Origin of the sequence: Acinetobacter sp. BIGb0196, assembly GCF_011759595.1 — a bacterium.
Classification (GTDB): Bacteria; Pseudomonadota; Gammaproteobacteria; order Pseudomonadales; family Moraxellaceae; genus Acinetobacter; species Acinetobacter guillouiae.
Genome location: NZ_JAAOZA010000001.1, coordinates 960,404 through 972,309, shown reverse-complemented (window position 1 = coordinate 972,309; position 11,906 = coordinate 960,404). Strand labels below are relative to the sequence as shown.

Genomic DNA, 11,906 nt, shown 5'->3' with positions numbered 1-11,906 from the left:
AAAAATTAAGGGGCTAATATATGCCCCTTAATCTTTAACATTACGACACTTATTTAACAGTTGATGACAGACATTAACCACCATGTCTTTGGTGATTTTCACTTCTTGACCATTGTCATCTAACATAACACATGTATTTTTAGGCTGGCTTTCCAACACATGCTTGATACTACGACTGATTAATTGTTCACTTACACTCATTTTATGACCTCACTTGCTAAGACTGTGAAAGGGAGAAAGTCTTTGGCTACCTTTGTAATCTAGTATTGTGAAATCAGTTCAAAAAGTAAAATTTCAGATGTAACAACTGTTTAACGACATCCTGTTACAATTTCAACTCAAAATGATATCGTATTGCTCTTGCGTGTATAAATTTTCGACTTGGAATTTAATCACGCGATTAATAAAATGCTCTAAATCCGCGACAGCTGGGGCTTCCGCAGTTAATAGGCGATCAATCACCGACGGATGACCGATAACAGTAAAGCCACTCTTAGACTCATAAGCACGGGTATATCTTAAGATTTCTCGAAAAATTTCGTAACACACTGTCTCTGCTGTTTTCACAAATCCGCGCCCTTGACAGGTCGGACATGATTCACACAACAAATGCTCTAATGATTCACGGGTACGTTTACGTGTCATTTCAACTAAGCCAAGTTCAGAGACTTGGGTAATCTTGGTTTTTGCATGGTCACGTTCCAGCATTTTATCAAACTGATTCATGACCTCTTCACGATGTACAGCTTCCTGCATATCAATGAAGTCAATAATGATAATGCCACCTAAATTACGTAAGCGTAATTGGCGCGCAATCACCTGTGTCGCTTCCATATTGGTTTTAAACACAGTGTCTTCTAGCGTACGGCCACCGACATACGAACCTGTATTGACATCAATTGTGGTCATCGCTTCAGTCTGATCTATCATCAGATAACCACCTGACTTCAAAGCTACACGGGTTTGTAATGCTTTTTGGATATCTTCTTCAACATTGTACAAATCAAAAAGTGGACGCTCACCAGGATAGTGCTGCAAGCGGCTTTCCATACTCGGTACAAATTCACAAACGAACTCTTGCAACTTGGCATGTATTTCCCGTGAATCTACATAAATTGTTGCCGTATCATCATTGGCTAAATCGCGAATAACACGTTGTGGTAAAGGAAGTTCTTCAAAAATCAGCGAAGGTACTGCAATAATTTTTTGTTTTTTCTGAATAAATTCCCAAAGCTTGGCTAAATATGCCATATCTTGAGCAATTGAAGCCTCTTCAATTCCTTCAGCGGCTGTACGTACAATCACTGAACCCGGCAACTTATGCTCGCTTTGAATTCTTTCAATCATCGAGCGTAAACGGTCACGTTCTTCTTCAGACTCAATCCGTTGCGATACACCAATATGACTGCCATATGGCATCAAGACAAGATAACGAGATGGGATAGAAAGATCGGTACTCAGCCGCGCACCTTTAGTGCCCAACATGTCTTTCATCACTTGAACCGTCAGAATTTGACCGGGTTGTAATAACTCAAAGACATTTGGCGTAGGTTGATTACGCGGCCAAATCATATCATTGATGTGTAAGAATGCAGTACGAGATAACCCGATATCGACAAAGGCTGCTTGCATCCCTGGAAGTACACGGACAACTTTTCCTTTATAAATATTCCCGACTAACCCGCGTTTAACAGTTCGTTCAACAAACAGTTCGTTGACCGTACCATTTTGAATTAGCGCCACACGACATTCCATAGGTGTGACGTTAATCAATAACTCGTCAGACATAACTAAACTCAAAACATTATAAAAATTCTTTTCAGCAGTTAATTTAGTGCCTCAACTGCGCTGATCTATACGATCAAGTAACTGTATCGTTTCATGCAACGGTAGCCCAACCACATTGCTATAACTACCATTTATACCTGTCACATACTTTGCCGCAATACCTTGAATTGCATATGCGCCAGCTTTCCCCAAAGGTTCGCCTGTAGCCCAATATTCTTCCATATCATTCAGACTGAATTGTTGGAACTCAACTTCCGTACGAACCACGATACTCAATAATTGATGTGCATTTGCAACGCAAACACCTGTCAATACTTCATGTTTTTGACCTGACAATAATGTCCATATTTCAAAAGCATGCTGCTTAGATGTTGGTTTCCCAATAATTTGATTGGCAAAAACCAAGCTTGTATCTGCTGCAATAACAGTGCTTTGCGGATGCAACGCCAATACCACTTTGGCTTTGCTTTCAGCCAAACGTTGGACATACTGCTCAATCTGTTCGTGTTCCAAGACAGATTCATCAATATCTGGGCTGTGGATGCTAAAATCCAAGCCCACTTGTAAAAGCAGCTCTTTACGCCTTGGCGAGCCTGAGGCCAGAATTAAATGCGCCATCTTCTTAATAAATAATAAAGAACTGGCCAGCAAAAAATACTCGAAACCAATGTTTGCCAATGACGGGTAATCGAAAAATGCGTACCTGCCATCACTTGCGCCATAAAGGTAAAGACCAAATGCGCGAGAATTGCAAACATACTAATAATCCAAAGATTACTAAATGTCAGTACACGTCTTTCTCGAATAAAATAGCGAGTTAAAAATGCAATCAGCACATAGCTCAATGCATTCATCCCCAAAGGTGCATCTAACAATAAGTCAGTAAATAGCCCCATGGTAAATGCAAACCAAATTCCACACCATGTAGGCTGACACAGCACCCAAAATAGCATGATTAAAAACATATACAGTGGCCGCCATCCTGCTAATGCATAGGACATCGGATAAACCACTAAAATTGAACCAATAATAATTGAGACAACAATAATCCATAATGGATCTTTACGTTGCTTTTCAGAAGGTAATTTCTTAGCGATCAACATTTGGCTGCTCCATCGCTAAAGAATCAGAGAAAAGTACCACAACATGATGACCACCTGCTAATTGTGCAGCTGGAACCACATCAATTTGCGCAAACTCACCCGTGTTATGACGCATGACTTTAGATACAGAACCGACCAAATAGCCTGCTGGGAAATGTTGCCCCAAACCTGAACTATAAACTTTATCACCCACTTTGATATTGGCACTTGTTGGAACATATTCCATTTTCAAATGTCCTAAATCACCAGTACCCGCCACGATGGCGCGCATACCTGAGCTTTCTAAACGTACAGATAAAGAATGTTCTTTATCGGAAAGCAACATGACACGGCTACTATGTGGATAGACGTTGATGATTTGCCCCATGATTCCTTTATCATCTAAAACGGTTTGCCCAACTTTTAAATGATTGGCTTCACCACGGTTAATGATAATGATATGACGCAATGGGTCAGCATCGGTTCCAATCACTTCTGCAATTTCCATACGTCCATCGATAATCAATGGCGTATCGAGCAAACCACGTAAACGGGTATTTTCAGCAGAAAGTTCAGAGAGTTTTTGCAGACGTACTTGAGCCTGAAGCAATTCAGCTTGCATCGCGGTATTTTCACGACGTAACTGAGCCTCAGATTTAGTTTGTTGATTTAGCCATTCTTTCGACAATACAGGATAGCTTGCTAAGGCATAAATTGGATTATATGCCGCATACAAGACATCTCTTGCAGGTTGAATCACTTGGGGCATGCGCCAGTTAAAAAACAGCACTACCAAACAAGTGATGACCGCAATGATGAACGAGCGAAAAGATGGCGGTTGTCTTGAAAAGAGATTCGGTTGCACCGCCTCATCCTTAAACTTAATCGAGTATAGTTTAGCCTACAAAAAGCATATCATGGTTTGGATTGTCAAAGAATTCTAAGACTTTACCGCCACCACGCGTTACACAAGTTAAAGGATCTTCTGCTACAACAACAGGTAAACCTGTTTCTTGAGCAAGCAACTTATCTAGGTTACGTAGTAATGCACCGCCACCTGTCAACACAATACCACGCTCCGCGATATCTGAAGATAACTCAGGTGGAGTTTGCTCAAGTGCCGATTTCACAGCAGAAACAATACTTTGTAATGGATCAGAAATCGCTTGGGTAATTTCATCTGAAGTTACCGTAATAGCACGCGGTACACCTTCAGCAAGGTTACGACCACGAACTTCAATTTCTAAAGTTGTGCCATCAGCAACAGCCATGCCCACTTCTTTTTTGATAGTTTCAGCCGTTGTTTCACCAATTACACAACCATGTGCTTTACGTACATAGTTAATAATTTGTTCATCAAAAACATCACCGCCAATACGTAAAGAATCTGCGTACACACAACCTTGTAAAGAAATGATGGCAATTTCAGTTGTACCACCACCCACATCTACGACCATAGAACCACACGCTTGCTCAACAGGCATACCCGCCCCAATCGCAGCAGCCATAGGCTCTTCAATCAAACGTACATCACGTGCACCTGCGTTAAACACAGCTTCACGAATCGCACGGCGTTCTACCAATGTTGATTTACATGGTACACATACCACTACACGAGGTGCAGGTGGAAATAAACGTTTTTCATGCACTTTACCAATAAATTGATTTAACATGGTTTCAGTAACTTCGAAATCTGCAATAACACCATCTTTCATCGGACGGATTGCAGAAATATTGGCTGGGGTACGACCAAGCATTTGCTTAGCATCTAAACCCACAGCTGCAACAATTTTCTGCGAACCACTGTGACGAATCGCCACAACTGTCGGTTCGTTTAATATAATGCCCCTTCCTGGTGCATAAATAAGTGTATTTGCAGTACCTAAATCAATGGCTAGATCTGGCGAAAACAAGCCAATTAGTCGTTTTAGAATCACGGGTCGTTCTCAGTTTAAACTTTATATGGACGCAAGATGGCAACTTTAACTAAATGTGATGATTTGAACAAGTCAATCGCTTATTATAACGCACGATATTTTGAATTTTTTTAAAACTGATTAGGTGAGACATCATGTCAAGTTCAGATGTTCAGCATTCTGCAGAATTAAATGCACAAACTGTATCGCAAATCGCCAATCTTGCTCGATTGTCGCTGAATGATACGCAATCTGCTGAATATGCTCAAAGTTTAAATAAAATCTTAGGGATGATGGAGACCTTAAAAGCGATCAATACCGATGGTGTTGAGCCACTTAAGAGCCCATTTGATAATCCGCAACCACTTCGTCCAGATGTCGTGACTGAAGCGAACCATCGTGAAGAATATCAAGCCATTGCTCCTGCAACTCAGGATGGTTTGTACCTCGTTCCGAGAGTGATTGAATAATATTTGATCAAATGAACTTATTTTAAAAAATTAATCGTAAAGAATTGTACTCATGACTGATTTACACCGTTTATCGATTCGTGAAATGACAGAAGGCTTAAAATCTGCCCAATTTTCATCTCGTGAATTGACTCAGCATTATTTGGACCGTATTGCGAAAATTGATGATCGTGTCAAATCGTATGTAACGGTCACTCCCGAACAAGCATTGGCTCAAGCTGATGCTGCTGACAACTTACTAAAATCTGGAACTGCTGGTGTATTGACTGGTGTTCCACTGGCGCATAAAGATATTTTCTGTACCCAAGGGATTAAAACCACTGCGGGTTCAAAAATGCTGGACAATTTCATTTCACCTTATGATGCAACTGTGGTGGCGAAAGCCAAAGCAGCTGGCCTAGTGACTTTAGGCAAAGTGAACATGGATGAATTCGCAATGGGTTCAACCTCTGAGAGCTCATTCTACGGCGCGACTAAAAACCCATGGAACTTAGAACATGTTCCTGGTGGCTCTTCTGGTGGTTCTGCGGCTGTTGTAGCGGCTGATCTTGCACCGCTTGCAACAGGTACCGACACAGGTGGTTCAATTCGCCAGCCGGCTTCTTTCTGTGGCTTAACTGGTCTTAAACCGACCTATGGCCGTGTCTCTCGTTTCGGGATGATTGCATTTGCTTCATCACTGGATCAAGGTGGCCCAATGGCACGTTCTGCTGAAGACTGTGCCTTTTTGATGAACACCATTGCTGGACATGACCTCAAAGATTCAACTTCAATCAACAAAGAAGTAGATGACTATGTTGCAAACTTAAATGCAACAGCAGTGAAAGGTTTACGTATTGGTATTCCAAAACAATACTTCAATGTTCAAGGCCTCGATGCAGAAGTTAAGGCACGTGTTGAAGAATCTTTGAAAAAATTGCAAGACATGGGCGCGACATTGGTTGAGATTGACCTCAACATGACTGAAGCCTATGTACCAACTTATTATTTGATCGCGCCTGCGGAAGCGTCTTCTAACTTGTCACGTTATGACGGTGTTCGCTATGGCTACCGTTGTGAAAACCCAACGGATATTTTAGATCTCTATAAACGCTCTCGTTCAGAAGCATTTGGTGCAGAAGTACAACGTCGTATCTTGATTGGTACTTATGCGCTTTCTGCTGGTTATTACGATGCGTATTATGTGAAAGCACAAAAAGTTCGTCGTTTAATCCAACAAGATTTCTTAAAAGCTTTTGAGAATGTCGATGTGATTGCAGCACCATCTGCACCAACGACAGCATACAAAATCGGTGCGAACTTGAGTCCAACCGAAATGTATTTAGGCGATATCTATACACTTGCAGTGAACTTGGCGGGCTTACCAGCCATTAACGCACCTGTTGGTTTTGATATGAATAATCTCCCAGTAGGTTTACAGTTAATTGGTAACTATTGGTCAGAATCACAACTGCTTTCAATTGTGCATCAATATCAACAAAATACAGATTGGCATACTAAACGTGCGGAAATTGCTGAGGAGAATGCATAATGACTGAAGCTCAAAAGTTAGCACCATCCGTGTCAAAGCTGATTGACGGTTGGGAAGTCGTTATTGGTATTGAGATTCACACACAGCTTGCAACTCAGTCTAAAATCTTTTCAGGTTCATCAACTGAATTTGGTCAAGACCCGAATACGCAAGCCAGCCTTGTTGATTTAGCAATGCCGGGTGTACTTCCTGTGCTAAACCAAGAAGTGGTTGATCTTGCAATTCGTTTTGGTTTGGGGATTGATGCCTATATCGACCAAGCCTCTGTATTTGCGCGTAAGAACTACTTTTACCCAGACTCGCCAAAAGGCTACCAGATCAGCCAGATGGACAATCCTATCGTTGGGCTAGGTCATATCGATATCCAGCTTGAAGATGGCACAGTGAAGCGTATAGGCGTGACTCGTGCGCATTTAGAAGAAGATGCAGGTAAATCGATTCACGATCAATTCGAAGGTATGTCTGGCATCGACTTAAACCGCGCTGGCACCCCTTTACTTGAAATCGTGTCTGAACCTGATATGCGTTCAGTTGAAGAAGCTGTTGCTTATATCAAATCGATTCATACATTGGTGCGTTGGTTAGGTATTTCTGACGGTAACATGGCTGAAGGTTCATTCCGTGCTGACTGTAACGTATCGTTACGTCGTCCGGGGCAACCATTTGGTACCCGTTGTGAGTTAAAAAACCTCAACTCATTTCGTTTTATCGAACAAGCCATCAATGTTGAAATTCAACGTCAAATGGACATCTTGGAAGATGGCGGTCGTATTGATCAAGAAACCCGTTTGTTCGATCCGAACAAAATGGAAACACGTTCAATGCGTTCTAAGGAAGAAGCCAATGATTACCGTTACTTCCCTGACCCTGACTTGCTTCCAGTGATCATTGCAAATGAGCAAATTGAAGCTGCACGTGCTGCACTTCCTGAGTTACCTAAAGCACGTCGTGCGCGTTTTATCGCAGACTTTGCAGTGACTGAATATGATGCACATGTACTGACCCTGTCTCGTGAATTGGCTGACTTCTATGAAGCAGTTGTTACTGCTTCTGGCGGCGCGGCTCAAGGTAAAGTTGCTGCAAACTGGGTGATGGGTGAGTTCTCTGGTGCTTTAAATAAAGCCAGCCTTGAACTTCAAGACTCTCCTGTTTCGGCAGAACAACTGGGTGGGATGATCGCACGTATTGTTGACAATACCATTAGCGGTAAGATTGCTAAGCAAGTGTTTGGCTTTATGTGGGAAGAAGGCAAAACTGCAGATGACATCATTGCTGAAAAAGGCTTGAAACAGGAAACTGATACAGGTGCCATTGAAGCCATTATCAAAGAAGTACTTGCTGCCAATGAGAAGATGGTTGAAGAGTATAAATCTGGTAAAGAGAAAGCATTCAACGGTCTAGTCGGTCAAGTAATGAAGGCCTCTCGTGGTAAAGCCAACCCTGCTCAAGTCAATGAATTGATGAAGAAATTGATTGGTTAAGCTGATTTAATTTTAAAAGAAAACCCGCTTTAGAGCGGGTTTTCTTTTAAGGCATTGGTATGTTTAGCTTTTAAAAATTTGGTTATATTCAAATCTATTGTTTTATTTCAAAATTTTTTATATGGAAAAACACCCTCACCCCAGCCCTCTCCCAGAGGGAGAGGGGGCATCATTGCGAATTTTATAATGGTTTAAATTGCATCATGAATAGTCCCTCTAGTTTAAAGAGATAAGATGCGCTGTTTCACAAGGATTAGGGATTAAAATAATTTTTTCAAAATTATCAAAACAAGAATCTCACAACCCCTTAAGCTGAGCGTCACACCCTGCCCATTCATTCACATTATTCAAATATCGAAGTGGTTTTAACTCAACTCTGTCCCCATTTGGCATGATTTCATTAATTTCCAAAGAGCACTTTATACCACCAGAATTATCTAATAACTCATAATTCTTATTTGTCGCAAACTTATAAACAGCATTAACACTGCAACCACGCATTTCTGAACCTGTGTGATAACTCTTATACGCACTCAACGCTAAAAAACGTTCTGAAGGGATCTTAAACTCAGCAAACTGAATGTCTTTAGGAGGAAAAGACATATTTAACAGTTTAGTTTTATAACGAATTTGTCCACCCAAAATATTGATATTTTCAACTTCTGGCGACATCAAAAATTTAGGTTGCATCGAGGTCATACATCCATTTGGATATATCCTTACGCTAAAGTTTTCACCTTGTTGAATACGAAGATGGCTAGTCAAATTTTCAGTTGAATCTTGATATAATTTGTGCCCAACTATTTTTTTCGATTGATTGACAACACCAGCACTACATCCAGCTAAGCTCAATACTAAACACCCAATAACTATATTTTTCATATCTTAAATAAAGCGAATAAAATTAACGTAGATATTAACAAATATAAGATGCTAGGCCATAACTATAGAGCCATCTCTAAATTAAATATTTTAAATTTCATATCTTTAATTTACACTTTTCATTCAACTACAAAATCTTGTTTGTATAACGTATATGGTAAAAGAACTTTAAAACATGAAAAATCAACTTATCTTACTAGTAACCACAATCTTTTTAACTTCTATGAGCTGTGCCAAATCAAAGCCTGATATTCCCTCTAAAGATTCAAATTTAATTTTTAAAGCAGCAGGTTTTGCAAAAACAAAGCATGGTTGGGAAGGAAAATGCGAAACAGGTGAAATTACTGTATATCGGGATTTAAATAAAAATGGGCTAAATGATGCTGTTATTTCAGACTACAGCAGCATGTGCTACGGTAATACAGGCGTGGGATACCACCTTATTGCACAACAGAAAAATGGGAAATGGAAAACTATTTTTGAAAACGCGGGTATACCGACTTTTCTAAAAAGCACAGGCAAAGACGGCTGGCCTGATATTGAAAATGGAGGTCCAGGTTTATGTTTTGCGGTATATCGTTGGGATGGTAAAAGTTATGAGGTAAATCGCTATGAGTATCAGGGTAAAGCCTGCTCATTAAACTAAGCCAACCTTACTTTAAGCCAAAGCATTAAAAAAATATTGATTGGTTAAACTGATTTTATTTTAAAAAGAAAATCCGTTTTAGAGCGGGTTTTCTTTGTTTAAAGGATTTATATGTTGAGTTTTTAAAATTTGGGATACATTTAAATCTATTATTTTTCTCAAAATTTTTTATCTGGCAAAATACCCTCAGCCGATAAAAGCACTCGGTAAAACAACACTTATTTCAGCAAATTTATAATCCTGAATATTTCTCGTCACGATTTTGCTACAACCAAAACTCAACGCAGAAAAATATTGAATTGCATCTTCAAAATCAGAAAACTTAGACACCAACGCTTGAGAAATCCCAACATGATCAACAGGGATAATCACCAAGAATTTTAAAAGTTGTTGAATAAAAAGACGCGCTTTCTCATCACCTCCCAACTTATGCAAAATATAATAAATATTGGCAACACTGTTCGAAGAAATGCACCCTGTAAAATGCCCTTTCTCACACAACGCTACAACAGTTTGACTTGCCTCAACAAAAGGCTGACGCGCTAAAGCCACATCCAAAATTACATCAGAATCAATAAATATCCGCTCGCTCATTTATGTTTTTCCATACGAGCTTCAGAAAGCAATGCCTTATAATCTTGCCCTTGGTCTTGAATGGCAAACATCCCAGTCAAACTTCTAGTAATAGGCGCTTGAACATCACTCGAAATTTCAGTGTGTGCTGAAATACGATCTAAATAAGCTTCAACCAAACTCGAAACACTCTGCTCATGTTCCTGAGCATAAAGTTTCGCCCGTTCAATCACTTTTTTATTTATAGACAAGGTCAATTTCGCTTGCATAAGATTTCACCTCATACGTATCATTTAATTAATTATACGTATTGGTTAATTTTTAACAATTAAATTTTAACCAAATTAGACAACGATTGATTTCACAATACCTAACTTATTTCTAATATCAGAAAACAAAAATCATCTGTTATTTTTAAACTATCAAAGCGCTCTACGCTCAGGTTCATACTGATGAATAAAGACCGTATATGTATGGGCAGAATGATACTATTCAAGAGCAATCTTATAGTTCATAAAATATATACCCTTAGTTTTTAAAATCTCTCCCAGATATCCAAATAGATTATTTCTTTTCGATGTCATTTTTTGTGAGAAGGTTCCCTCACCCCAACCCTCTCCCAGAGGGAGCTTCATATGATCTTAATCATGCTATTCATCCAATAATGAATGTTCTCCCTCCGTTTACGAGATGAGGAGCGCTACTGATCATTTATTTTTAAACCAATAATCCCATTTCTCACGATCAACGCCAAACTGTCCTTGCCACCATCGTGTTGGATAGTTCAAATCATCATTTCTAATCGGTCGGTGCTCTCTTTCTGGATATGTCACATATTTATCTGTATAGCCAAAATGCTTGTCATCATGCAAAATACCAATCACCCCAAAAATCTCTAAAAGCCCCAAACGCTCATCGTCATTGGACTTGAGTGCTTTAGAAATACTCTTTTTAAGTTGAGCTATTCTGTCATTGGGTTGAGCTGTTTCTATTATCGTTTTGAGTTCATTGAGAATATTGTAATCTTCATCGCTTGGTTCAACGACAGGAAATTTAAGAAATTGTTCCAAATCAAATAAAATAGAAATCAAATTATCTGTACAGCTTCCATGTTTGTATTTAAAGAAATTGAGTGTATTAAACTCAATGAGTCTTTCAAACTCATATGTATATAGCCCACAAACTGCACATATATTTGAGTTTGGTTCTGGACTGGAAACAAAGTCATGTTCAATCAAACTTTTACCAATACAGTAACTTGATAAAAAAGATCGATACTCCAATCGTCTTGTACTTAGACTGTAAATAAATGCATCCACCACAGATTGCTTTTCAATTTGATTAACTGCTGTTTTTATTCTTCGACAGATTTCATTGTGACTTATTTTTTCTTGCTCAAACATAACGGAATGGCTTTTTGCATATTCAAACTCATCTTCAGTAATGAATTGCATGTATGTATCCCAATAAAACCAACGCTCTAAATTTTGATCCTGCGAGCTTTTAATGGTTTTAAGTAAAATTGTGACTGCTTTCT

The 11,906-nt window shown here is 39.4% G+C and carries 14 protein-coding genes; 4 read left to right on the top strand and 10 right to left on the bottom strand.

Annotated elements, in window-relative coordinates; all coding sequences use genetic code 11:
• Positions 1-27 precede the first annotated feature (27 nt).
• The 6 genes from FHR28_RS04450 to FHR28_RS04425 form a co-directional block, all read right to left on the bottom strand.
• Positions 28-201, bottom strand: a complete 174-nt coding sequence (locus FHR28_RS04450; protein ID WP_004717412.1) for a PA1571 family protein — start codon at positions 199-201, stop codon at positions 28-30.
• Between the two features lie 132 nt (positions 202-333).
• Positions 334-1,788, bottom strand: a complete 1,455-nt coding sequence (gene rng, locus FHR28_RS04445; protein WP_004717413.1) for a ribonuclease G — start codon at positions 1,786-1,788, stop codon at positions 334-336.
• Positions 1,789-1,839: 51 nt separating this feature from the next.
• Complete coding sequence (locus FHR28_RS04440) at positions 1,840-2,406, bottom strand: Maf family nucleotide pyrophosphatase (protein ID WP_166782019.1); 567 nt, start codon at positions 2,404-2,406, stop codon at positions 1,840-1,842.
• Positions 2,394-2,891, bottom strand: a complete 498-nt coding sequence (gene mreD / locus FHR28_RS04435; protein WP_004717415.1) for a rod shape-determining protein MreD — start codon at positions 2,889-2,891, stop codon at positions 2,394-2,396. The genes FHR28_RS04440 and mreD overlap by 13 nt, the downstream gene beginning before the upstream one ends.
• On the bottom strand, positions 2,878-3,735 hold the full coding sequence (gene mreC / locus FHR28_RS04430; RefSeq protein ID WP_166782018.1) for a rod shape-determining protein MreC: 858 nt from the start codon (positions 3,733-3,735) through the stop codon (positions 2,878-2,880). Before mreC ends, mreD begins: the two co-directional genes overlap by 14 nt.
• Positions 3,736-3,766: 31 nt before the next feature.
• Positions 3,767-4,807: a rod shape-determining protein gene (locus FHR28_RS04425; protein WP_004717418.1), complete on the bottom strand. Its 1,041-nt coding sequence runs from the start codon at positions 4,805-4,807 to the stop codon at positions 3,767-3,769.
• Positions 4,808-4,941: 134 nt separating this feature from the next.
• Between FHR28_RS04425 and gatC the strand changes: the two genes are divergently transcribed.
• The 3 genes from gatC to gatB are packed head-to-tail and all read left to right on the top strand — an operon-like array spanning position 4,942 to position 8,268.
• The gene (gene gatC, locus FHR28_RS04420) at positions 4,942-5,256 is read left to right on the top strand and encodes an Asp-tRNA(Asn)/Glu-tRNA(Gln) amidotransferase subunit GatC (protein WP_004717422.1); all 315 of its coding nucleotides are present in this window, start codon (positions 4,942-4,944) and stop codon (positions 5,254-5,256) included.
• Between the two features lie 52 nt (positions 5,257-5,308).
• On the top strand, positions 5,309-6,787 hold the full coding sequence (gene gatA / locus FHR28_RS04415) for an Asp-tRNA(Asn)/Glu-tRNA(Gln) amidotransferase subunit GatA (RefSeq protein WP_166782017.1): 1,479 nt from the start codon (positions 5,309-5,311) through the stop codon (positions 6,785-6,787).
• Positions 6,787-8,268: an Asp-tRNA(Asn)/Glu-tRNA(Gln) amidotransferase subunit GatB gene (gene gatB, locus FHR28_RS04410; protein ID WP_004717427.1), complete on the top strand. Its 1,482-nt coding sequence runs from the start codon at positions 6,787-6,789 to the stop codon at positions 8,266-8,268. Before gatA ends, gatB begins: the two co-directional genes overlap by 1 nt.
• 297 nt (positions 8,269-8,565) lie before the next feature.
• On the opposite strand, the gene FHR28_RS04405 is transcribed toward gatB, so the two are convergent.
• Positions 8,566-9,150: a hypothetical protein gene (locus FHR28_RS04405; RefSeq protein WP_171501816.1), complete on the bottom strand. Its 585-nt coding sequence runs from the start codon at positions 9,148-9,150 to the stop codon at positions 8,566-8,568.
• A 175-nt stretch (positions 9,151-9,325) separates the two neighbouring features.
• On the opposite strand from FHR28_RS04405, the gene FHR28_RS04400 reads away from it, so the two are divergent.
• Positions 9,326-9,796, top strand: coding sequence for a hypothetical protein (locus FHR28_RS04400; RefSeq protein ID WP_154129229.1), 471 nt, complete (start codon positions 9,326-9,328; stop codon positions 9,794-9,796).
• A gap of 186 nt (positions 9,797-9,982) precedes the next feature.
• Here the strand turns inward: FHR28_RS04400 and FHR28_RS04395 are convergent, their stop codons facing one another.
• The 3 genes from FHR28_RS04395 to FHR28_RS04385 form a co-directional block, all read right to left on the bottom strand.
• Complete coding sequence (locus FHR28_RS04395) at positions 9,983-10,390, bottom strand: PIN domain-containing protein (protein ID WP_154129230.1); 408 nt, start codon at positions 10,388-10,390, stop codon at positions 9,983-9,985.
• Positions 10,387-10,638 carry a DUF6364 family protein gene (locus FHR28_RS04390; protein ID WP_151956350.1) on the bottom strand — a complete coding sequence of 84 codons (252 nt, stop codon included), beginning with the start codon at positions 10,636-10,638 and terminating at the stop codon, positions 10,387-10,389. Before FHR28_RS04390 ends, FHR28_RS04395 begins: the two co-directional genes overlap by 4 nt.
• 438 nt (positions 10,639-11,076) lie before the next feature.
• Complete coding sequence (locus FHR28_RS04385; RefSeq protein ID WP_228722016.1) at positions 11,077-11,823, bottom strand: hypothetical protein; 747 nt, start codon at positions 11,821-11,823, stop codon at positions 11,077-11,079.
• Positions 11,824-11,906: the final 83 nt, after the last annotated feature.